The 19,386-nt window shown below is 63.3% G+C and carries 24 protein-coding genes; 15 read left to right on the top strand and 9 right to left on the bottom strand.

The window, feature by feature from the left end; all coding sequences use genetic code 11:
- Window positions 1–87 precede the first annotated feature (87 nt).
- The 3 genes from ABID37_RS02105 to ABID37_RS02115 all read left to right on the top strand — a co-directional run bounded on the left by ABID37_RS02105 (window position 88) and on the right by ABID37_RS02115 (window position 2,171).
- On the top strand, window positions 88–684 hold the full coding sequence (locus tag ABID37_RS02105; protein WP_354192337.1) for a cold-shock protein: 597 nt from the start codon (window positions 88–90) through the stop codon (window positions 682–684).
- A gap of 164 nt (window positions 685–848) precedes the next feature.
- Window positions 849–1,382: a DUF192 domain-containing protein gene (locus ABID37_RS02110; protein WP_354192338.1), complete on the top strand. Its 534-nt coding sequence runs from the start codon at window positions 849–851 to the stop codon at window positions 1,380–1,382.
- A gap of 18 nt (window positions 1,383–1,400) precedes the next feature.
- Window positions 1,401–2,171 (top strand): alpha/beta fold hydrolase, encoded by a 771-nt coding sequence (locus tag ABID37_RS02115; protein WP_354192339.1) that lies wholly within the window; start codon window positions 1,401–1,403, stop codon window positions 2,169–2,171.
- A gap of 21 nt (window positions 2,172–2,192) precedes the next feature.
- On the opposite strand, the gene ABID37_RS02120 is transcribed toward ABID37_RS02115, so the two are convergent.
- Both ABID37_RS02120 and ABID37_RS02125 read right to left on the bottom strand, forming a co-directional pair.
- Entirely contained in the window at window positions 2,193–2,846 is a 654-nt protein-coding gene (locus ABID37_RS02120; RefSeq protein WP_354192340.1) for a hypothetical protein, read from the bottom strand.
- On the bottom strand, window positions 2,843–3,142 hold the full coding sequence (locus ABID37_RS02125) for a DUF3572 domain-containing protein (RefSeq protein WP_354192341.1): 300 nt from the start codon (window positions 3,140–3,142) through the stop codon (window positions 2,843–2,845). Before ABID37_RS02125 ends, ABID37_RS02120 begins: the two co-directional genes overlap by 4 nt.
- Before the next feature lie 249 nt (window positions 3,143–3,391).
- On the opposite strand from ABID37_RS02125, the gene ABID37_RS02130 reads away from it, so the two are divergent.
- On the top strand, window positions 3,392–3,748 hold the full coding sequence (locus ABID37_RS02130; protein WP_348779628.1) for a response regulator: 357 nt from the start codon (window positions 3,392–3,394) through the stop codon (window positions 3,746–3,748).
- A complete protein-coding gene (locus ABID37_RS02135; protein ID WP_354192342.1) occupies window positions 3,745–5,121 on the top strand; it encodes a PleD family two-component system response regulator in 1,377 nt (458 codons plus the stop codon). Before ABID37_RS02130 ends, ABID37_RS02135 begins: the two co-directional genes overlap by 4 nt.
- 314 nt (window positions 5,122–5,435) lie before the next feature.
- Here ABID37_RS02135 and ABID37_RS02140 read toward each other — a convergent pair whose 3' ends face one another.
- From ABID37_RS02140 to ABID37_RS02155, 4 genes are all read right to left on the bottom strand, one after another.
- Entirely contained in the window at window positions 5,436–5,759 is a 324-nt protein-coding gene (locus tag ABID37_RS02140) for a BLUF domain-containing protein (protein WP_354192343.1), read from the bottom strand.
- Between the two features lie 131 nt (window positions 5,760–5,890).
- Window positions 5,891–6,058: a 50S ribosomal protein L33 gene (gene rpmG, locus ABID37_RS02145; RefSeq protein WP_035033210.1), complete on the bottom strand. Its 168-nt coding sequence runs from the start codon at window positions 6,056–6,058 to the stop codon at window positions 5,891–5,893.
- A 135-nt stretch (window positions 6,059–6,193) separates the two neighbouring features.
- Entirely contained in the window at window positions 6,194–8,005 is a 1,812-nt protein-coding gene (locus ABID37_RS02150; protein WP_354192344.1) for an LTA synthase family protein, read from the bottom strand.
- 377 nt (window positions 8,006–8,382) lie between these two features.
- Window positions 8,383–8,805 (bottom strand): HIT domain-containing protein, encoded by a 423-nt coding sequence (locus tag ABID37_RS02155; protein WP_354192345.1) that lies wholly within the window; start codon window positions 8,803–8,805, stop codon window positions 8,383–8,385.
- Between the two features lie 76 nt (window positions 8,806–8,881).
- Between ABID37_RS02155 and ABID37_RS02160 the strand changes: the two genes are divergently transcribed.
- Window positions 8,882–9,211, top strand: a complete 330-nt coding sequence (locus tag ABID37_RS02160) for a DMT family transporter (RefSeq protein WP_354192457.1) — start codon at window positions 8,882–8,884, stop codon at window positions 9,209–9,211.
- Here ABID37_RS02160 and ABID37_RS02165 read toward each other — a convergent pair.
- From ABID37_RS02165 to ABID37_RS02175, 3 genes are read right to left on the bottom strand one after another with little or no spacing between them, the layout of a single operon-like run.
- Window positions 9,180–10,418, bottom strand: coding sequence for a GNAT family N-acetyltransferase (locus ABID37_RS02165; protein ID WP_354192346.1), 1,239 nt, complete (start codon window positions 10,416–10,418; stop codon window positions 9,180–9,182). The two genes, ABID37_RS02160 and ABID37_RS02165, sit on opposite strands and share 32 nt — an antisense overlap.
- A gap of 46 nt (window positions 10,419–10,464) precedes the next feature.
- Window positions 10,465–11,190, bottom strand: a complete 726-nt coding sequence (locus tag ABID37_RS02170; RefSeq protein ID WP_354192348.1) for a glycerophosphodiester phosphodiesterase — start codon at window positions 11,188–11,190, stop codon at window positions 10,465–10,467.
- 6 nt (window positions 11,191–11,196) lie between these two features.
- Complete coding sequence (locus ABID37_RS02175) at window positions 11,197–11,661, bottom strand: RidA family protein (RefSeq protein WP_354192349.1); 465 nt, start codon at window positions 11,659–11,661, stop codon at window positions 11,197–11,199.
- A 137-nt stretch (window positions 11,662–11,798) separates the two neighbouring features.
- Here ABID37_RS02175 and ABID37_RS02180 point away from each other — a divergent pair, with 137 nt between their 5' ends.
- The 9 genes from ABID37_RS02180 (at window position 11,799) to rseP (ending at window position 19,242) form a co-directional block, all read left to right on the top strand.
- A complete protein-coding gene (locus ABID37_RS02180; protein ID WP_354192350.1) occupies window positions 11,799–12,632 on the top strand; it encodes a cell envelope integrity EipB family protein in 834 nt (277 codons plus the stop codon).
- A gap of 10 nt (window positions 12,633–12,642) precedes the next feature.
- On the top strand, window positions 12,643–12,927 hold the full coding sequence (locus tag ABID37_RS02185; RefSeq protein WP_354192351.1) for a DUF4031 domain-containing protein: 285 nt from the start codon (window positions 12,643–12,645) through the stop codon (window positions 12,925–12,927).
- Between the two features lie 171 nt (window positions 12,928–13,098).
- Window positions 13,099–13,884: a 30S ribosomal protein S2 gene (rpsB, locus tag ABID37_RS02190; protein ID WP_354192352.1), complete on the top strand. Its 786-nt coding sequence runs from the start codon at window positions 13,099–13,101 to the stop codon at window positions 13,882–13,884.
- 118 nt (window positions 13,885–14,002) lie between these two features.
- Window positions 14,003–14,923 (top strand): translation elongation factor Ts, encoded by a 921-nt coding sequence (tsf, locus tag ABID37_RS02195; protein ID WP_354192353.1) that lies wholly within the window; start codon window positions 14,003–14,005, stop codon window positions 14,921–14,923.
- Window positions 14,924–15,052: 129 nt separating this feature from the next.
- Window positions 15,053–15,775 (top strand): UMP kinase, encoded by a 723-nt coding sequence (pyrH, locus tag ABID37_RS02200; protein WP_354192355.1) that lies wholly within the window; start codon window positions 15,053–15,055, stop codon window positions 15,773–15,775.
- A 77-nt stretch (window positions 15,776–15,852) separates the two neighbouring features.
- Window positions 15,853–16,407, top strand: a complete 555-nt coding sequence (gene frr, locus ABID37_RS02205) for a ribosome recycling factor (protein WP_354192357.1) — start codon at window positions 15,853–15,855, stop codon at window positions 16,405–16,407.
- Between the two features lie 45 nt (window positions 16,408–16,452).
- A complete protein-coding gene (locus ABID37_RS02210) occupies window positions 16,453–17,187 on the top strand; it encodes an isoprenyl transferase (protein WP_435521520.1) in 735 nt (244 codons plus the stop codon).
- The gene (locus ABID37_RS02215) at window positions 17,184–17,999 is read left to right on the top strand and encodes a phosphatidate cytidylyltransferase (RefSeq protein WP_354192358.1); all 816 of its coding nucleotides are present in this window, start codon (window positions 17,184–17,186) and stop codon (window positions 17,997–17,999) included. Before ABID37_RS02210 ends, ABID37_RS02215 begins: the two co-directional genes overlap by 4 nt.
- A gap of 106 nt (window positions 18,000–18,105) precedes the next feature.
- Window positions 18,106–19,242, top strand: coding sequence for an RIP metalloprotease RseP (rseP, locus tag ABID37_RS02220; RefSeq protein ID WP_354192359.1), 1,137 nt, complete (start codon window positions 18,106–18,108; stop codon window positions 19,240–19,242).
- Window positions 19,243–19,386: the final 144 nt, after the last annotated feature.

Below are 19,386 nucleotides of genomic sequence, written 5' to 3' on the forward strand. Positions count from 1 at the left end.
CTCGGCTCTTGCACAGATGCGAAGCGGCAATGCTATCCTTCCAAAGAAGAATCAGTTGCGCGTGCTAGATACAAAGGGGGCATTCTTATGGGGGAAAAGGCCTCTTTCACAGATCGGAGTCGAAGCGAGGTCGATACTGCCGCAGGGCAGGACGGCAGTGCGAATACCGATCTGACCGAGGTTTCCGGGGCCATAAAATGGTTCGACGTCGCCAAGGGCTATGGCTTCATCCTGCCGGATGACGCCCATCTCGGCGATATTCTTCTGCATGTCACCTGCCTGCGCCGCGACGGGTTCCAGACCGCGCAGGAAGGCGCGCGCGTGGTCTGCCTCGTCAAGCAGGGCGAGCGGGGGCTACAGGCGTTCCGGGTGCTGTCGATGGACATGTCCACCGCCGTGCACCCCACCGAGCTGCCGAGCCAGCGCACCCATGTGACGGTGACGCCGGAGAGCGGCCTTGAGCGCGCGCTGGTCAAATGGTTCAACCGCACCAAGGGATTCGGCTTTCTCACGCGCGGGGAAGGCACCGAGGACATCTTCGTCCACATGGAGACACTGCGCCGCTTCGGCGTGACCGAACTGCGGCCGGGTCAGGTGGTTCTGGTGCGTTTCGGGCGCGGGGACAAGGGCCTGATGGCGGCCGAGATCCACCCCGATGTAGGCACCCTGCCGGTATCGCACTGAAGCCGGTTGGCGCTTCTGCCGCTTCCTTGAGCAGGATGCGGTCAGGCTGGATCGGATAATCGCGCTAACCCTTTATTTGAGCCGCATTTATGCGATGCCGAGCCTGTCCCTTGGCTGTAAAAGTGCTTTAGAATGCGGCCGAGAGTTTGCGAGCGAGGCGTTTCATGACCGCAAGGCGTTGGAGTTCGGTGGCCGGCGCTCTGGCGTGGCTGGCGGTTCTGGTGAGCGCTCCGCCGCCCTCTTTTGCCCAGAATTCGGGCGATGCCGTTCAGCAACCCATGCTCCTGCCTGTCGATCCCGAACCGCTGGTGATCGCGACAAAGGCCGGCCCGCGTTCTTTCACCATCGAGGTGGCGGCGGATGCTTCCGAGCGCGCGGCGGGGCTGATGCATCGCCAGTCCATGCCGGACGACCGCGGCATGCTGTTCGTCTTCGAGGAAACCCGGCCGGTCAGTTTCTGGATGAAGAACACGCCGATGCCGCTCGATCTCGTGTTCATCGCGGAGAATGGCCGCATCGAGGCGGTCTTGCCGGGACAGCCCTATTCGATCGCTCCCATATCGCCGGGCAAACCCGCCCGTTATGTGCTTGAACTCAAGGCCGGAACGGCCGAAAGAGAAGGCATTGCCGAGGGTGATGTCGTCAACCATCCGAGGGTGATGGCGTCCGGGTCAGGACAGTCCTCGTCGGGCGGCTGAAGCAGAACGGGTGTAAGCATGCAGTTTTTCGCGCACGATGGTTTCGATCTGGCCTTTCTCGACCGCCAGCCGGCGAGGGGAAAGGGCGATCCCGTCCTGCTCATTCATGGCTTCGCTTCCAGCCACTATGTGAACTGGGTGTCGCCGGGCTGGTTCAAGACCCTGAACGATGCCGGCTACCGGGCAATCGCGCTGGACAATCGCGGCCATGGCGCATCGTCCAAGAGCTATGACGAGGCCGATTACACGCCGACGAAAATGGCCTCCGATGCGGTCGCCCTGCTCGATCATCTGGGCATCGATAAGGCCCATGTCATGGGCTATTCGATGGGCGCGCGCGTTTCCGCCTTCCTCGCACTGGAAGCGCCGGAAAGGGTCGCGACGCTGGTGTTCGGCGGGCTCGGCATCGGCATGATTGACGGTGTGGGCGACTGGGACCCGATTGCGGCGGCCCTGCTTGCGGAGGACCCTTCGAAGATCACCCATCCGCAGGGCCGGTCTTTCCGTGCCTTCGCCGACCAGACGCGCAGCGACCGCCGGGCGCTGGCCGCCTGCATCACCACCTCGCGCGAACTGCTCACCGAGGAAGACATGTCGCGCATCACCCAGCCGACGCTGGTCGCCGTCGGCACCAGGGACGATATCGGCGGTTCGGCGGAGGAACTCGCGGCGTTGATGCCGAATGCCACGCCGTTCCCCATCGAAGGGCGTGACCACATGCTGGCCGTGGGCGACAAGACGTTCAAGAAACGGGTGGTGGAGTTCTACGCCGAACACCCGCTGGATTGAAATCCGGGCTGCTTTCTGCGTTCAGAAACCGAGCGCCGTGGCGATCTTCGGCCTGGCGTCATGCCAGTCGTGCACGACCGTGATGTCGTCGGGCAGCGGGGGCAGGAACTCGCGCAGGCTGTTGTCGGCCATCAGGTGGAAAAGATTGGCATCTGACACGGACTCGCGCGCCGAAATCAGGTTTGGCGGCTGGTCGTCGACGAAGGCGATGGGCCGGTTGCTTGGCCCGCGTAGCCTTGCGACGGCGGGGCCCTTGGCCATTTCCGTGGTCAGCAGCGGATAGGACAGGCCAAGCGCATCGAGATGCGCCCGGCGCGCCTCGCGGTGCTTGTGCGGCATTGCCGTCAAAAGCACGATCTCGACGCGGTCCTCGAAACTGGCCAGCGCTTCCGGTGCTCCATCGGTGATGCTTTGCCAATCCGCCTGGCCGGTGAAGAAATCGTCGAGCAGGGCGGTGACCTCGGCCTGCTCGACCAGCCTGCCGGTCGTCCTCTCGGCGATATTGCCGGTGAGCCGGAAGGAAGCCATGGTCAGGTGCAGGCCGCGCTTTTCGAGAAAGCGGGGAAAGGGGCGGATGAACTCCAGCAGAACGTCATCCACGTCGAGGATCAGGAGAGGCCTGTCGTCGGAGGAGAGTTCTTCAATCTGGCGAAGGGTTTCGGGATCGACGCTCATATCGAACTTTCATAGTTGGTGTCGCCTAGTGGCAGGTGGCGAAGCGCCTGGCCTACCGCAGCGGGAGGTATTCCCGCTGCGTCGCAGAAACGCATCAGGGTGGGCTCATGCGCCAGTATGAACTGGAGGACTCCAGCCAGAAAGCCGGGTTCGCGGGCCGCGCGCCGGATCGAATCCGCGCCGATGCCGGTGATGGCAAGGAAACGTGGCAAAAGTTCGGGGTCGGCCGCAATGAAGCCAAGCGCTTCGATGGCCAACGCCTCCGCGTTCTGGTGCATTGACGCCTTGTCTGCCATTGTTACCCTTCTTCCTGCCGGGATGGTCGAATCGTTCCGGCAGGGTATGCCAATTGCCACGCACGGCAAGTTTTGCACGCCGCCTGTGGAAGGCTGGCCGATCCGACGCTTTTTCGACGGTTGATTTCCGTTTCATCAATCATCTTGGGATAGCGTGGCAGTCGGGTTTGGTGCGGTCCGGCTGGGCGCAGGGGCGACGTCATTCGAGGGAATGGCTGTCGGGACGGGAAGTCGATGCCGAAGAAAGTAATGATCGTCGAAGACAACGAGCTCAACATGAAGCTCTTCCGCGACCTCATCGAGGCCAGTGGCTACGAGACCGTGCGCACGCGCAACGGCCTCGAGGCGCTCGAACTGGCGCGCACCCACAAGCCCGATCTGATCCTGATGGATATCCAGCTTCCCGAAGTGTCGGGGCTGGAAGTGACCAAATGGCTGAAGGAGGATGACGAACTCCACGTCATTCCCGTCATCGCCGTCACCGCCTTCGCCATGAAGGGTGACGAGGAACGCATCCGCCAGGGCGGGTGCGAGGCCTATATTTCCAAGCCGATCTCGGTGCCGCGTTTCATCGAGACGATTAAATCCTATCTGGGGGATGCATGACCGCACGCATCCTTGTCGTCGACGACATTCCTGCCAATGTGCGGCTCCTGGAAGTCCGGCTGCTCGCCGAATATTTCGAGGTCGTAACCGCGAATTCGGGTCCCGAAGCGCTGGAGATCTGCGAGGCGAGCAAGGTCGATGTGGTCCTGCTCGACGTGATGATGCCGGGGATGGACGGTTTCGAGGTGTGCCGGCGCCTGAAGGCCGATCCCGCCACCGCGCATTTGCCCGTCGTGATGATCACCGCGCTCGACCATGTTGCCGACAGGGTGCGCGGGCTCGAGGCCGGCGCCGACGACTTCCTCACCAAGCCGGTGAACGATCTTCAACTGATGACGCGGGTGAAGAGCCTCGTGCGGCTCAAGATGCTCACCGACGAACTGCGGCTGCGCACCGTTACCGCCACCAATATCGGCCTCGACAGCCTGCTTTGGTCCGTGGACAAGGATGCGGAAGAGCCGGCGAGGGTGCTGCTCATCGACGAGCGCCGCGAAACTTTCGAACGCATACGCGCCAAGGTTGGCGGCGACGTCGAACTGGAGGTCGCGACCGATCCGCATGCCGGGTTTTTCCAGGCGGCGGAAGGCAACCATGAATGCGTGATCGTCTCGACGGCATTGTCGGATGTCGATCCCTTGCGCCTGTGTTCGCAATTGCGGTCGCTCGACCGCACGCGCTTCCTGCCGATCATATTGCTGGCCGACCGCGAGGACGATCACCGCATCATTCGTGGGCTGGAACTGGGTGTGAACGACTATCTGGTGCGCCCCATCGAGCCGCACGAACTGACGGCGCGGCTGCGCACGCAGATCAGGCGCAAGCGCTATAACGACCAGTTGCGGGCCAGCGTCACCCAGTCTCTGGAAATGGCGGTGACCGATGCGCTCACCGGACTGCACAACCGGCGCTATCTCGACAGCCATTTGCAGACGCTGTTCGATCGTGCCGTGGCGCGCCGGCGCCCGCTGTCGGTGATGATGGTCGATCTGGACCGCTTCAAAGCCATCAACGACACCTATGGCCACGATGGCGGCGACGACGTCCTGCGCGAATTCGCCCGCCGCCTGCGCCAGAACATGCGCGGCATCGATCTCATCTGCCGGTTCGGTGGCGAAGAGTTCGTCATCATCATGCCGGATACCGACGGGTCCGTCGCGGAGAAGGTGGCCGAGCGCATACGCGCCGAAATCGCCCGTGTTCCCTTCGCCATCGGCAAGCAGGGCCAGTCGGTCGAGGTGACCGTCAGCGTCGGCGTTTCTTCTGTGCAGGGGGTGGCGGACAGTGTCGCCGGCCTGTTGAAGCGCGCCGACATGGCGCTCTACGAGGCCAAGAGGAACGGCCGCAACCGGGTCGTGGCCCGCGCGGCGGCGTGAAAACCGGCCGCAACCGCGGCTCGCCAGGCAAATATGGTTTCTGATTTACCTTAATTCGGTCGCTTCCGTTGCCTTGGTTAAGAAACGGTTGATTTTCATGTTGCCTTGCGCGACGTTGCATCAGATGGGCGTCGGGGTAGTGTATTCCTTTGCGCCGCATGAATGCCCCATGTTTCTCAGGTCCGCCGCATCTCCTGGGTCCGTGGGGTCGGCCGGCCGGCCTTGGCGTTTAGTGGCCTCCTCGTACCGCTGCCATAGCCGACCGGCCCCCAATCCACCCGGATCAGGGCTGCCAAGCGGCAGGATCGTTTCCTTTAAAGCGAGAAGGCCAGGGTGACGATGTCGACCATCGGCCGGCGCACCATGCCCCAGGCCTCGAAGCGCGGCTTGTCGATGGGGGCGACGTCGAGTTCGACCACGCCGAAATGACGCTGGTCGCGCTGGATGGACTCGAACAGCTTTTCGACGGCTTCCTTCGGACCTTCCAGAATCTGGCAGACGCGCTCGCCCTCCACGGCAAGAATACCGGTTATGTGGTTCCTTTTGTTGAAATCCGCCGCCTTTTCGGTGAGTTCGCCTATGTCCGCTTCGGTGATGTGCGGCTTGAAGGTGGAGGTGTAGGCTAGGCGGATGAGCATGCGGGCAGGCCTTATGGTCGGGGACGCCGGAGGCAGTCTCCCTCAAACGCCGACGAAAGTCACCAGACCCTAACGGCACAAACAAAAATGCCGCCCGATGGGCGGCCTTTTTGCAGATCAGGGGACGAAGATTACTTGATCTTCGTTTCCTTGAACTCGACATGCTTCTTCACGACCGGGTCGTACTTGCGGAAGGACAGCTTGTCCGTCTTCGTGCGGCTGTTCTTGCTCGTCACGTAGAAGAAACCGGTGTCGGCGGTCGAAAGGAGCTTGATCTTGATGTTCGCGGCTTTTGCCATGATTTTCGTCCGTTTATGTTCCTGGGGTTAAGCCGCAACAGCACGGGGCGGCGCCCGGAAGCGGAAACTTGGCGCGACACATAATGAATGTGCCCGGAATGTCAAGTCTCCGCTCGCCTTTCGGTCGGTTCCGCCTCAACTCGTATGTGCGACCAGATCGCCGATGGTTTCGGGGAAGAAGGCCGGCGCGCCGTGATGCTTGCCGAACATCATGTCGTACTGGAGGTAGCGGAAATCGCGGATAGCCGGGTCGATTTCCTTCTGCCGGGCCCAGTCCAGGGTCGGCTCGCCGTTTGCGCTGAGCAGCAGGGAACGTTCGACGACGCTGTACTGCTGGCGCAGGTCACTGAGGAAGCCGGTGTAGTAGGGATGGCTGATGCCAGCGGTCTTGAAGACATGCAGCGGCAGGAAGGCGGGGCTTACCGCGCCGAGGTCCTTCGCCTGGCCCGAACGATTCGACCATACGACCAGCGGTGTCGTGCGATGCAGGCGCATGTTCTCCGGCGTGTCCCTGCGCGGCGCTACGTTCGTCTTGAGGAAGCCGGTCTCGACATAGACGGGGCCGAGCGGCGGCAGATGGTCGCCGAAGAAGGCGATGACGGTCGGCCGCTCGCGCTTGCTGGCCCAGTCGATCAGGCGCTGCAGTTCGCGGTCCGAATCGGCCATGCCCTCGGCGAAACTCTGGAGGGAGGAGCGCGCCCAGTCGCTGGTCAGGGCGTTCACGCTGTGGGTGGCGTTGCCGTAGCGGTTCGGCTCGTAGGGGCCGTGATTCTGCAGGCTGACGGCGAACAGGAACAGCGGGTTCTCGGCCGCATCGGCTGACGCGATGATCTCGTCGGTCATCGCCTCGTCGGAAATCAGCAGCCCGCGCTTGGCGTTGCTTGCCATGGTCTTTTCCGAGCGGAATTCGTCAAAGCCGAAGGCCTTGTAGACATTGGACCGGTTCCAGAACCATTCCGTGCCGGGATGGATGGCAAGCGTCTGGTAGCCCTCGGAACGCAGGAAGGTCGCCATCGAAGGCAGCGGCTTGCGCACATATTGCTGGTAGGGAATGCTGCCGGCGGGCAGGAAGGCGTTGGAGAAGCCGGTCAGCGCCTCGAACTCGACATTGGCGGTCATCCCGCCGAACTCGGGCGAGAACATTTCGCCGGACTGGAGCGCGCGGGTCGAGGGGATCGGGTCCGGTGAGATGGTGACGCCGGGGAGCTTGCCCGCATCCCAGAACGATTCGCTCATCACCATGATGATGTCGGGGCGCTCGTCCGGCAGGGCGGAATCGACGGCGGGCTTCGGCATGGCATCGATCGCCTTGTCCGAATAGCCATTCGGCGCCGCGACATGCGCCATCGGTACGTTGAGGGCGAAGGCGAGCGTGAAGCCGTTGCTGGCGTAGTTCTCCTTCTGGTCCCACATCATCGGGATGATCTGGAGGCGGTCGCGAGTCCAGGAAAACGTCGCATAGTCCATCAGCGAGACGAAGAAGGCGAGGGCGGGTAGCGCCAGCACGAGCCGCGCCGCGCGTCCCTTGTAGCTCATCCGCGACACCCGGCGCTGCACGAAGCGCCAAGCGTACATGAAGAGAGTGAGGGCCATGACGATGCCGAGTGCCATCCCGGCGCCCGTCCACGGCCGCTCGCGCAACAGCAGCGGCATCAGCTCGAAGATCTGGCGGGCGTACAGGAAATCCGTCGGGTAGAGCGGGTCGCCAAGATAGAGCGACTTCTGGTAGCCGACGAAGGCCAGCGTCAGGGTGAGCGGCGCGACAATGAGCAATCCCAGCCAGGCGCGCCCCAGCAGCGCGTCCAGCCCGAGCAAAATGAGGGCGAAGACGAGCACCGTCGTCCAGCCGGGCTTGTAGGGCTGGGTGAAGAAGGTGATGGCGCTGGCGAAATCGCCGCGGAATACGCATTCTATGGCAAATACCAGCAGGGCCGAAGCCAGAACCATGAACAGCGCATGGCGGAAGCTCGAAAACAGGACGGCACGACCCCTGCGGGTGGTTTTTCCACCTGCTGGCGGTGCCTTTTCAACAAAATCTGGTCTGCCGTTCGCCAACTCACAATTCCCCGGTAAACGCCACTGTCATGCAACTGTCATGCATATGTCACGAAAAGCTATGGCGTGTGGCGAAATTGGGAAGAGCCGGCGAAAGAATCGTGTTCCGTTTTAACGATACGTGATCCCTTGCAGGGCATGGGGATGCGGGTTTTGCGGGTGTTCCGGCGTCGCCGCCGGGGCGCCAAACAGTTCCTGAACTGCCGAGGCCGGACCATCGGCGAACGATGGCCCGGCCTCGGTGTTGATCGCGGTGAGAAGGCTTTGGCCTACTCGGCCAGCGCGGCCTTGATCCTCTCGGCATTGGCCGCCAGGACCTCGGCCTTTTCCATCTCGCCGCTGTGCTTGTTCAGGGGCACGCCGTCGAAGCGCGGAATGACGTGGACGTGCAGGTGGAAGACGGTCTGCCCGGCCGCAGGCTCGTTGAACTGCGAGACGACGACACCGTCCGCGGCGAACGCCTTCTTCACCGCCTTCGCCACCTTCTGCACGGTCTTGAAGAGAACGCCGAGCGATTCAGGGTCGGCATCGTACAGGTTGCGCGACGGGGCCTTGGGCAGCACCAGCGTGTGGCCGATGCCCTGCGGCATCACATCCATGATCGCAACCGTATGTTCGTCTTCATAGACGCGATAAGACGGAATTTCGTCGCGCAGAAGTCTGGCGAAAATATTGGTGGTGTCGTAGGCCATGCTTGTTTCTCGTCCTCTGCTCGGGGGCATAATCATCTCGCACCGGCGTGCGAATCAAGGGTGAGTGGCAGTGCTCCTGAACTATATTTACCTGCTCGTGGCGATCATGTTCGAGGTGGTCGCGACAACCGCGCTGAAGGAAACGCAAGGATTCACGCGCCTTGTCCCTTCGCTGGTCACCGTCGTCGGCTATGCATGCGCCTTCTTTTTCCTGGCGCTGCCCCTGCGCACCATGCCGGTCGGCATCGTCTACGCCATCTGGAGCGGCGCCGGCATCATCTTCATCACCACCATCGGCTGGGTGTGGTTCCGGCAGATGCTGGACCTGCCGGCGCTGGCCGGCATGGCCCTGATCCTCACCGGCGTGGTGATCATCAATCTGTTTTCGAAGACGCTCGTTCATTGAGCGGCACTTCGTCCTTGCGGAAGGGCGTATGTCCGGCCAGATATTCGCTCATCCTGGCTACGTCGCGCCGTTCCTGACGAAGATAGTCCGCCACCGCGCGCCGGAAGGCGGGATGGGCGATGTAGTGCGCGGAATGGGTGGTGACGGGGCGATAGCCGCGCGCCAGCTTGTGCTCGCCCTGGGCGCCCGCCTCGACCACCTTGAGCTTGTTGGCGATGGCGAAGTCGATGGCCTGATGGTAGCAGACCTCGAAATGCAGGAAGGGATGGTCCTCGACGCAGCCCCAGTTGCGGCCATAGAGCGTGTCCGAGCCGATGAAGTTGATGGCCCCGGCGATGTAGCGCCCGTGGCGTTTCGCCATCACCAGCAGGATATCCCGGGGCATGCGCTCGCCGATCAGCGAAAAGAACCGGCGGGTGAGATAGGGCCGGCCCCATTTGCGCCCGCCGGTATCCATGTAGAAGGCGAAGAAGTCGTCCCAGACCCGCTCGGTCAGGTCGCTGCCCGTCAGCCAGTCGATGGTGATGCCGTTGCCCAGCGCTTCGCGCCGTTCCCGCTTCAGGGCCTTGCGCTTGCGTGAAGCCAGCGTGGCAAGGAAATCGTCGTAGCTGGCAAAGCCGTCGTTGAAAAAGTGGAACTGCTGGTCGGTGCGGTGCAGGTAACCGGCGGCTTCCAGCACGTCGACGTCCTCTTCGGGCAGAAAGGAAACATGGGCCGAGGACACGCCCAGCCTGTCGGTGACGATCCTGAGCGCCTCGGCAAGCCCGGCCTTGACGGACAGGAGATCATGGCCTTCGGCCACCAGCAGGCGAGGGCCGGTGGCAGGGGTGAACGGCACCGCGCATTGCAGCTTGGGATAATAGCGCCCGCCGGCGCGCTCGAAGGCATCAGCCCAACCGTGGTCGAACACATATTCGCCCTGGCTGTGCGACTTGGCATAGCACGGCAGGGCGCCGAGCAGGTCTCCGCCGGAGGTTTCGAGGCGCAGATGATGCGGCTGCCAGCCGCTGTGCCCGCCGACACAGCCGGACTCCTCCAGCGCGCTCAGGAATGCAAACGAAACGAACGGGTTGTATGAATTTCCTGATTTTCCTTGGACACCTTGCAGCCTGTCCCATTCCTGCTGCGTGAAGGCGCCCATGCTGGTGGCGATGCGAACCGCATGCTCCGTCACCCTGCTTGTCGCCTGATCGTCGCCCTGATCCATGCGGTTTACTTAAGCCGCCGGCAGGCAGGTGCAAGCCCGCAACGGGTCAGGCGACCGCCAGCGGAGGCTCGAATCCTTCGAACGTCATCTGGTCGGCATATTTGAAGGTAAGGTCGACGGCCGGCTGGTCGCGGATCGTCCATGTGATGACCGGCATGGCGAGCTTTTCGCGCACGAAGGAGATAAAGCGGTTGGGCAGGTCGCCGGCGGCATAGGACACGAATGCGATGTCGTGCGCCAGCATGGTGAAATGCGCTTCGATCTCGTGCTCGCGGCGCCCGCAGGCGGTAAGCCCGCTCGGGATGCCTGGGGCGTGACGGCTGAAATCGCGGATCAGCCAATGATCGAAGGACATGATCGCCGCTTCGCCCTGGTAGCGTTTCAGGCGTTCCCCGACAGCTTCGACGAGTCCGCCGTCCCGGCCTGGCGTGCCCTTCAGTTCGATCACCAGCGGCACGCGCCCAGTGGTCAGATCGAGCAACTCGTCCAGGGTCGGCGCATGATCGTCGGTGCCGCCGATCCGCAGTGCCGCCATTTCGGCAGCGGTGCGCTGCCAGACGAACCCGTCCTCTCCCGCCAGCCGTCTCAGGTCATGGTCGTGGAAGACCACGGGAACGCCGTCGGCGGTGAGATGCACGTCGCACTCGATGGCGTAGCCGCGATCGGCGGCTGCCGAAAACGCCGAAAGCGTATTCTCCCAGCGCCTGTTGTTGAGGTCGTGCAGGCCGCGATGGGCGATCGGACGGGCGGTGAGCCAGGAGAGGTCGGCCATCTGGGCTTATTCGACTTCGAGGATCGCCTCGACCTCGACCGAGGCGTTGAGCGGCAGAGCCGCCATGCCGATGGCCACGCGGGCATGCTTGCCGCGTTCGCCAAGCACGGCGACGAAGAAGTCGGATGCGCCGTTGCCGACCAAGTGCTGTTCGGTGAAGGTCGGGGCGGAGGCGACATAGACGGTGATCTTCACCAGCCGCTTGATCTTCTCCAGATCGCCGAGCGCGGCCTTGGCCTGCGCCAGCACATTGACGGCGCACAGTTTCGCGGCTTCCTGCCCGGCGGCCAGATCGACATCCTTGCCGAGCAGGCCTGTGACGGCGAGCTTGCCGTCCTTGATCGGCAACTGGCCGGAAGGAAACAGCAGGTTTCCGCTTTGCACGAACGGAACATAGTTGGCGGCGGGCGCCGCAGCCACCGGCAAGGTCACGCCCAGATCATTCAGCCGCTTTTCGATTGTTTCGCTCATGGTAATTTCCTATTGCTGGATGCCCCGGTGGCGGTTCGGCCGAAAGTGCAATTTTTGCCTCGCTTCCGCCACGACTATTTTTATGCTTGGCCACATTCGCCGGCAGAACGGCTGGCCGCCACGATCGGAGCTTGTACATGCGCGCAACGCGCCTTGCCTATACCGTCCTCCTGCTTCCGATCACCTTTTCCACCGTTCCAGCCCTGGCCGGGCCGGTGTTGCAGCCGCACCGCGCCGTCTACGACATCTCTCTGAACAAGGCATCGGACCGCTCCGGCATCACCGGCATTTCTGGCCGCATGGTCTATGAGTTCAACGGCTCGCAATGCGACGGCTACACGGTCAAGTTCCGTCTGGTCACGCGCATCAGCACCGCCGACAGCATGCGCATGACCGACCAGCAGACGACGACCTTCGAGGATGGAGAGGGCAAGACCTTCTCCTTCGTCACCAAATCCTTCGTCGACCAGAACCTGGAAAAGGAAGTGAAGGGCACGGCCCGCCGCGAGCAGGATTCGATTCGCGTCGACATCGACAAGCCCGAGCCCAACACGGTGACGCTGGCTTCGACCCAGTTTCCGACCCAGCATCTGTTCGAACTGATCGACAAGGCCGAGAAGGGCGAGAATTTCTACGAGACCAGCCTGTTCGACGGCTCCGAGGATGCCGACCGGGTGATGTTGACCACGGTGGTGGTCGGCAAGCCGGCTGCCGCGGGCAACAACGATCCCGAGCTTCCGGCCCTGTCCAAGCTGGAAAAGGACAAGTTCTGGCCGGTCGATATCGCCTATTTCAACACCGAGGACGGTGACGGCGGCGAGGAGATGCCGGAATATCGCATCAGCTTCAAGCTGCATGAGAACGGCCTGACCCGCGACCTCATGATGGACTATGGCGACTTCACCATGACCGGCAAGCTGGTCGATCTGTCGCTGTTCGATCAGGCGCTGCAGAAGCCCTGCGGGAAATAGGGCGTTTTGCATGGCAGTCTATGTCGATGCGCCGATCTGGCACTTCGTGGGCCGGCGCTGGTGCCACCTGATGGCCGACGAGGAGGAGGAGCTGCATCGCTTCGCGGCCCGGCTCGGACTCAAGCGCTCCTCCTACCAGGGGCCGCCGAAAACCTCGGCAGCGCATTACGACATCACCGGCTTCGAACGCGACCGGGCCGTGAGGCTCGGCGCGGTCGAGTGCAGCCGCGAGGAGATCGTGGCGATCTTCCGGCGGGTGAGGGTGCCGGGCAGGGCATTCCGCAAGGCGGCGTAAGCCTGCGGCGGTCCGGGTTGCGTTTTGCGGCGCAAGCCTATATATGCGCGCACATTCCACACACGGACTTTGGTGTCTGCCGGGAGAAATCCGGCTGAAACCTCCGGTGGCATCGAGGGATGATCCGAGATGCCGGTGTCCGTGGAGGCTAACCGGAAAGGAAAATGAAGAATGGCATTGCCTGATTTCAGCATGCGCGAGCTTCTCGAAGCTGGCGTGCACTTCGGCCACCAGACCCATCGCTGGAACCCGAAAATGGCGCCCTACATCTATGGCGCCCGCAACAACGTCCACATCATCGACCTGTCGCAGACGGTTCCGCTGCTTCATCAGGCCCTGAAGCAGGTTTCCGACGTCGTTTCCCGCGGCGGCCGCGTCCTGTTCGTCGGCACCAAGCGCCAGGCTTCGGATATCGTCGCCGACGCCGCGCAGCGTTCCGCCCAGTACTACGTCAACTCCCGCTGGCTCGGCGGCATGCTGACCAACTGGAAGACCATCTCCAATTCGATCCAGCGCCTGCGCAAGCTCGACGAGCTGCTGGCCGGCGAGGCCCAGGGCTTCACCAAGAAGGAGCGCCTGAACCTCGAGCGCGAGCGCGAGAAGCTGGCCAAGGCCCTCGGCGGCATCAAGGACATGGGCTCCACCCCGGACCTGATGTTCGTCATCGACACCAACAAGGAAGCGATCGCGATCCAGGAGGCCAAGCGCCTCGGCATTCCGGTCGTCGCCATCATCGATTCGAACTGCGATCCGGACAAGGTCGACTTCCCGATCCCCGGCAATGACGACGCGGCCCGCGCGATCCAGCTTTACTGCGACCTGATCGCCAAGGCTGCCATCGACGGCATCGCCCGCCAGCAGGGCGCCCTCGGCGTCGATATCGGTGCCTCGGCCGAGGCTCCCGTCGAGCCGGCTCTGAACGAGACGCCCGCCGGCGAAGCTTCGCCGGAAGCCTGAGGCGCGGGGCCGTCCGGCCCTGCACTTTCCGCAATATGACGCGCTGAGCGTCCGGGCATTGGCGCATCGCTGACCTTACGGCGGTGCGCATTCCCGTTTCTGAACAAAGAGGCACACAATGAGCATTTCAGCAGCACAGGTCAAAGAACTCCGCGACCTGACCGGCGCGGGCATGATGGACTGCAAGGCCGCCCTTGCCGAAACCAATGGCGACATGGAAGCCGCGGTCGACTGGCTGCGCAAGAAGGGCATCGCCAAGGCCGACAAGAAGGCCGGCCGCACCGCCGCCGAGGGTTTGATCGGTGTCGATCAGGGCCTGCGCGAGGCCGCTCTGGTCGAGGTCAACTCCGAGACCGACTTCGTCGCCCGCAATGCCGCCTTCCAGGAAATCGTCGCCAATGTCGCCAAGGTCGCGCTGGCCTTTGGTGACACTGATTCCGTTGCCGCCGCCAAGTATCCGGGCTCCGAAAAGACCGTGACCGACACGATCAAGGACGCCGTCGGCACGATCGGCGAGAACCTCGGCTTCCGCCGCTCGGCCAAGCTCGGCGTTTCGCAGGGCGCGGTTGCCAGCTACGTCCACAATGCCGTTGCCGACAATCTCGGCAAGCTCGGCGTGCTGGTCGCCATCGAGACCGCCGGCGATGCCCACAAGGCTTCCGCCTTTGCCCGCCAGGTCGCCATGCACATCGCCGCGACCAACCCGCTGGCGCTGGACGTCGATGCGCTCGACCCGGCCGCGGCCGAGCGTGAGAAGACCATCTTCGCCGACCAGGCCCGCCAGTCCGGCAAGCCCGAGAACATCATCGAGAAGATGGTCGAAGGCCGCATGCGGAAGTTCTACGAGGAAGTCGTGCTGCTCAAGCAGGCCTTCGTGCTGAACCCCGACGTCACCGTCGAGCAGGCGCTGAAGGATGCCGAGAAGGAAATCGGCGCTCCGGCCAAGATTTCCGGCTATCTGCGCTTTGCGCTGGGCGAGGGCATCGAGAAGGAAGAGTCCGACTTCGCCGCCGAGGTTGCCGCGACGGTGAAGAAGTAAGCTTCACCCGCCTGTTATCTGCGAAGGGCGTCGCGTGACATCGCGGCGCCCTTCGTGTATCGGGTCGGCCCACTATGTGCGGGGCGGCATCGTCCGGCCCCGCCGTTCAACGCGTATATCGAGGATCATATGACGGCCAGGCTTCCTTACCGACGTGTATTGCTCAAGGCGTCGGGCGAAGCCCTGATGGGTGACCAGCATTTCGGCATCGACGTGTCCGTGGTCGACCGCATCGCTTCCGACATCGCCGAGGCCCGCGCGCTTGGCGTCGAGGTCGGCGTCGTCATCGGCGGCGGCAACATCTTCCGGGGCGTGGCCGTGGCCTCCAAGGGCGGCGACCGGGTGACCGGCGACCATATGGGCATGCTGGCGACGGTCATCAATTCGCTGGCGCTCCGCACGTCGCTGGTCAAGATCGGCGTCGACGCCGTGGTCCTTTCGGCCATCGCCATGCCGGAACTGTGCGAAAGCTTCTCGCAGCGCCAGGCCACCGCCTATATGGATCAGGGCAAGGTGGTGATCTTCGCCGGCGGCACCGGCAACCCCTTCTTCACCACCGATTCGGCTGCCGCGCTGCGCGCTGCCGAGATCGGCGCCGATGCGCTGTTCAAGGGCACGCAGGTCGACGGCGTCTATTCGGCCGATCCCAAGAAAGACCCTTCCGCGACGCGTTTCGACCGCATTACCCATGCCGAGGTCATCAATCGTGGCCTGTCCATCATGGATACGGCCGCAATTGCCCTTGCGCGGGAAAACAACATTCCGATAATCGTCTATTCCATCCACGAAAAAGGTGGGTTCGGCGATATTTTGAAAGGCGGGGGCCGTTGCACGGTCGTTGCCGACGATTGACCGGTTCGGGGCGGCGCTGGCCTGCCTACACCGGTCTACGCAAGTTACGAGCCTGACGAGAGGCCGAGGAGAAGATCATGAGCGGCAATTTCGAAGACCTGAAGCGGCGTATGGACGGGGCGATCAGCGCCTTCAAGCACGATCTGGCTTCGCTGCGCACCGGGCGCGCTTCCAGCAACCTGCTCGATGCCATCCAGGTGCAGGCCTATGGCTCTGCCATGCCGATCAACCAGGTGGCGACCGTGTCGGTGCCGGAGCCGCGCATGATTTCGGTTTCGGTGTGGGACAAGTCGATGGTGGGTGCGGTGGACCGCGCCATCCGCGAGTCCAATCTCGGCTTCAACCCGATCGTCGACGGCACCAATCTGCGCATCCCGCTGCCGGAACTCAACGAGCAGCGCCGCAAGGAACTGGTCAAGATTTCCCATACCTATGCGGAAAACGCGCGTGTGGCGGCTCGCCACGTCCGTCGCGACGGCATGGATTCGCTGAAGAAGGCGGAAAAGGACGGCGAGATCAGCGAGGACGATCTGCGCAAGCAGTCCGATCAGGTCCAGAAGCTGACGGACGACACCATTGCGTCCATCGACAGTCTGCTGGCCGAGAAAGAAACAGAGATCATGCAGGTCTGAGTTGGGCTTTGGAACAACCGGACCAGCCGATCTGAAGGCGGACGAATGACAAGCCCGGCGCATGTTGCGATCATCATGGACGGAAATGGCCGCTGGGCGAAAGCCCGGGGCCTGCCGCGCGTTGCCGGGCACCGGGCCGGGGTCGAGGCCCTGCGCAACGTGGTGCGCGCCGCGCCCGACCTCGGCATCAATGTTCTGACGGTCTATGCCTTCTCGTCCGAGAACTGGTCGCGGCCGAAGTCCGAGGTCAGCGACCTGATGGGTCTGCTGAAGCTGTTCATCCGCCGCGACCTGGCGGAACTGCACCGTCACGGCGTGCGCGTGCGGGTGATCGGCGACCGCGAGAGCCTCCAGCCCGATATACGCGGCCTGCTGGAAGAGGCCGAAACGCTGACCGTGGACAATGGCGGCCTCACCCTCGTCATCGCCTTCAACTACGGCAGCCGGGACGAGATCGTGCGGGCCGCGCGCAAGCTGGCCGAGGCCGCGCTTCGCGGCGAGATCCTGCCGCATCACATCGAGGCGGAAAACGTTGCCGGCGCGCTGGATACGGCCGGCATTCCCGACCCGGATCTCGTCATCCGCACCAGCGGAGAACTGCGCCTGTCGAATTTCCTGCTGTGGCAGGCCGCCTATAGCGAACTCGTGTTCGTGCCTTGCTACTGGCCTGATTTCAGCCGCGAACACCTTGCCGACGCGCTGCGCGACTTTGCCGGGCGCGAGCGCCGTTTCGGCGGGCTGTCGTCCGAGGAGGCCGTATCGCCGGCGCTGGCCAGATGAGCAATCTGCAATTGCGCATCATTTCCGGCCTTGTGCTGGCGGTCGTCGTGCTGAGCCTGACCTGGATCGGCGGCGTGCCGTTTCGGCTGCTTGCCGTGCTTATCGCCGGCGCCGTGTTCTATGAATGGACGCGCATGGCGCGGCACGCCTCTGTCCGGCGTATCGAGCTCGTGCCTGAAGCATTCATGGCGGTTCTTCTGGTGGCACTTGCCTTTGGCGTGCCGGCCATGAATTTTCTCCTTTTGACACTCGCGGGCACCGCCATCGTCGCCGGGATCAGCTTTGTGCGTGGCCTGGGGCAGTGGGACGCGGCCGGCCTGGCTTACGCGTCGCTTTCCGGCTTCGCGCTGGCCTATTTGCGCGGCGCCGACCAGGCCGGGCTGCTGGCCATCCTGTTCCTGTTCGCCGTCGTCTGGGCCACGGATACGCTCGCCTATTTCGTCGGCCGTGCGGTCGGGGGGCCGAAGCTTGCGCCGGCCATCTCCCCCGGAAAAACCTGGAGCGGCGCTATCGGCGGCACCGTGGCCGGTGTCGTGGCCGGCATCGTGGTGGCGGTTCTTGCCGGTGCGGGCAACGTGCTTTTGCTCGGGTTTGCCGCGCTGCTGCTGTCCATCGTCTCCCAGATCGGCGACCTGTTCGAATCCTGGGTGAAGCGCCGGCACGGCGCCAAGGATTCCAGCCAGCTCATTCCCGGCCATGGCGGCGTCATGGACCGTGTCGACGGTCTTGTCGTGGCAGCGCTCGCGCTTTACCTCATCGGCAGCCTGGCTGCCACGCCCGACACGCCGGCACTTGGCCTGTTCGGGGGATGAGCGTTGGAGCCGATGACATTCCGTCACGGATTTGCCGGGTTTGGCGCGTCAGTCGCAACCAGCGTCCTCGCCAGCAGGGCGTGGCCGGGCGAATCGAGGGCTTGATTTGAACGAACTTTTCCAGGCGCTGTTCAGCACCGAAGGCTTCCTCATCGGCACCGTGGTGCCGTTCCTGTTCGTGCTGACCGTCGTCGTGTTCGTGCATGAGATGGGGCACTATCTGGTCGGGCGGGCCTGCGGCATCGGCGTGCAGGCCTTCTCCATCGGTTTCGGGCCCGAATTGCTCGGCTTCAACGACCGGCGCGGCACGCGCTGGAAACTGTGCGCCATTCCGCTCGGCGGCTATGTGAAGTTCGTCGGGGACATGAGCGTCACGTCGAGCCCGACGGACGCCGACGACGGCCTCAACGAGGCCCAGCGCCGCATCGCCTTCCACACGCAGTCCGTATGGAAGCGCGCGGCGACGGTCTTTGCCGGGCCGCTGTTCAATTTCCTGCTTACCATCGCCGTGTTCGCGGTGATGTTTTCCATCTACGGCCGCTATGTGGCCGAGCCGATGGTGGCCACGGTCAATGCCGGCAGCCCGGCCCAAGCCGCCGGGATCATGCCGGGAGATCGATTCGTCAGCGTCAATGGCGAACGGGTGGAAACCTTTGCCGATGTGCAGCGGCTGGTCTCCGGCCGGGCCGGCGATGCGCTGACCTTCGTCATGCTGCGGGATGGGCGCGAAGTGAGCCTCACGGCGACCCCGCAGCTGATGGAGCAGGAAGATGCGCTCGGCAACAAGATCAAGGTCGCCGTCATCGGCGTGGTGAACAACCAGGAACTCGGCCAGCCGCGCCTGATCACCTACACCCCGCCGGAGGCGCTCGGCGCCGCCGTGCGCGAAACCGGCCATATCATCGAGCGGACCGGCCAGTTCATGAAGCGATTCGCGGTCGGGCGGGAGGACAAGTGCCAGCTCGGCGGGCCGGTGAAGATCGCCGGCATGTCGGCACAGGCCGCCAGGCTTGGCTTCGACTGGCTGGTGCAGTTGGTCGCGCTGCTGTCTGTCGGCATCGGCATATTGAATCTCCTGCCGATTCCGCCGCTGGACGGCGGTCACCTGCTGTTCTACGCCATGGAGGTGGTCATGCGGCGTCCGGTTTCGGAGCGCATGATGGAGGCCGTCTACCGGGTGGGAATGCTACTGGTCCTCGGCTTCATGGGCTTCGTGTTCTGGAACGACCTGTTCGGCTGTTGAAATCATGAACAAATTCTGGTCACGGGGGTGGGGCGTTGAGAAGCCATTTACCATGGCTGGGGATATGCGTGACGCGAAAGCAACGCTGGCGAGCCAAGTAAACACTAATTAACCAGAAGCCTTGCGTGTAGGGAAAATCCGGTT

This window comes from Aquamicrobium terrae, assembly GCF_040545735.1.
Classification (GTDB): domain Bacteria; phylum Pseudomonadota; class Alphaproteobacteria; order Rhizobiales; family Rhizobiaceae; genus Mesorhizobium; species Mesorhizobium terrae_A.

Coding starts and splice junctions, on each gene's coding strand:
- ABID37_RS02120 (WP_354192340.1), bottom strand. CDS start 2,846: ATGAGCGTCGATCCCGAAACCCTTCGCCAGATTGAAGAACTCTCCTCC.
- ABID37_RS02165 (WP_354192346.1), bottom strand. CDS start 10,418: ATGGATCAGGGCGACGATCAGGCGACAAGCAGGGTGACGGAGCATGCG.
- ABID37_RS02210 (WP_435521520.1), top strand. CDS start 16,453: ATGACAAGCCCGGCGCATGTTGCGATCATCATGGACGGAAATGGCCGC.
- rpsB (WP_354192352.1), top strand. CDS start 13,099: ATGGCATTGCCTGATTTCAGCATGCGCGAGCTTCTCGAAGCTGGCGTG.
- ABID37_RS02125 (WP_354192341.1), bottom strand. CDS start 3,142: ATGGCAGACAAGGCGTCAATGCACCAGAACGCGGAGGCGTTGGCCATC.
- ABID37_RS02155 (WP_354192345.1), bottom strand. CDS start 8,805: ATGGCCTACGACACCACCAATATTTTCGCCAGACTTCTGCGCGACGAA.
- ABID37_RS02185 (WP_354192351.1), top strand. CDS start 12,643: ATGGCAGTCTATGTCGATGCGCCGATCTGGCACTTCGTGGGCCGGCGC.
- tsf (WP_354192353.1), top strand. CDS start 14,003: ATGAGCATTTCAGCAGCACAGGTCAAAGAACTCCGCGACCTGACCGGC.
- ABID37_RS02175 (WP_354192349.1), bottom strand. CDS start 11,661: ATGAGCGAAACAATCGAAAAGCGGCTGAATGATCTGGGCGTGACCTTG.
- frr (WP_354192357.1), top strand. CDS start 15,853: ATGAGCGGCAATTTCGAAGACCTGAAGCGGCGTATGGACGGGGCGATC.
- ABID37_RS02130 (WP_348779628.1), top strand. CDS start 3,392: ATGATCGTCGAAGACAACGAGCTCAACATGAAGCTCTTCCGCGACCTC.
- pyrH (WP_354192355.1), top strand. CDS start 15,053: ATGACGGCCAGGCTTCCTTACCGACGTGTATTGCTCAAGGCGTCGGGC.
- ABID37_RS02180 (WP_354192350.1), top strand. CDS start 11,799: ATGCGCGCAACGCGCCTTGCCTATACCGTCCTCCTGCTTCCGATCACC.
- rpmG (WP_035033210.1), bottom strand. CDS start 6,058: ATGGCAAAAGCCGCGAACATCAAGATCAAGCTCCTTTCGACCGCCGAC.
- ABID37_RS02135 (WP_354192342.1), top strand. CDS start 3,745: ATGACCGCACGCATCCTTGTCGTCGACGACATTCCTGCCAATGTGCGG.
- ABID37_RS02215 (WP_354192358.1), top strand. CDS start 17,184: ATGAGCAATCTGCAATTGCGCATCATTTCCGGCCTTGTGCTGGCGGTC.
- ABID37_RS02150 (WP_354192344.1), bottom strand. CDS start 8,005: ATGGTTCTGGCTTCGGCCCTGCTGGTATTTGCCATAGAATGCGTATTC.
- ABID37_RS02110 (WP_354192338.1), top strand. CDS start 849: ATGACCGCAAGGCGTTGGAGTTCGGTGGCCGGCGCTCTGGCGTGGCTG.
- ABID37_RS02140 (WP_354192343.1), bottom strand. CDS start 5,759: ATGCTCATCCGCCTAGCCTACACCTCCACCTTCAAGCCGCACATCACC.
- ABID37_RS02105 (WP_354192337.1), top strand. CDS start 88: ATGGGGGAAAAGGCCTCTTTCACAGATCGGAGTCGAAGCGAGGTCGAT.
- ABID37_RS02170 (WP_354192348.1), bottom strand. CDS start 11,190: ATGGCCGACCTCTCCTGGCTCACCGCCCGTCCGATCGCCCATCGCGGC.
- ABID37_RS02115 (WP_354192339.1), top strand. CDS start 1,401: ATGCAGTTTTTCGCGCACGATGGTTTCGATCTGGCCTTTCTCGACCGC.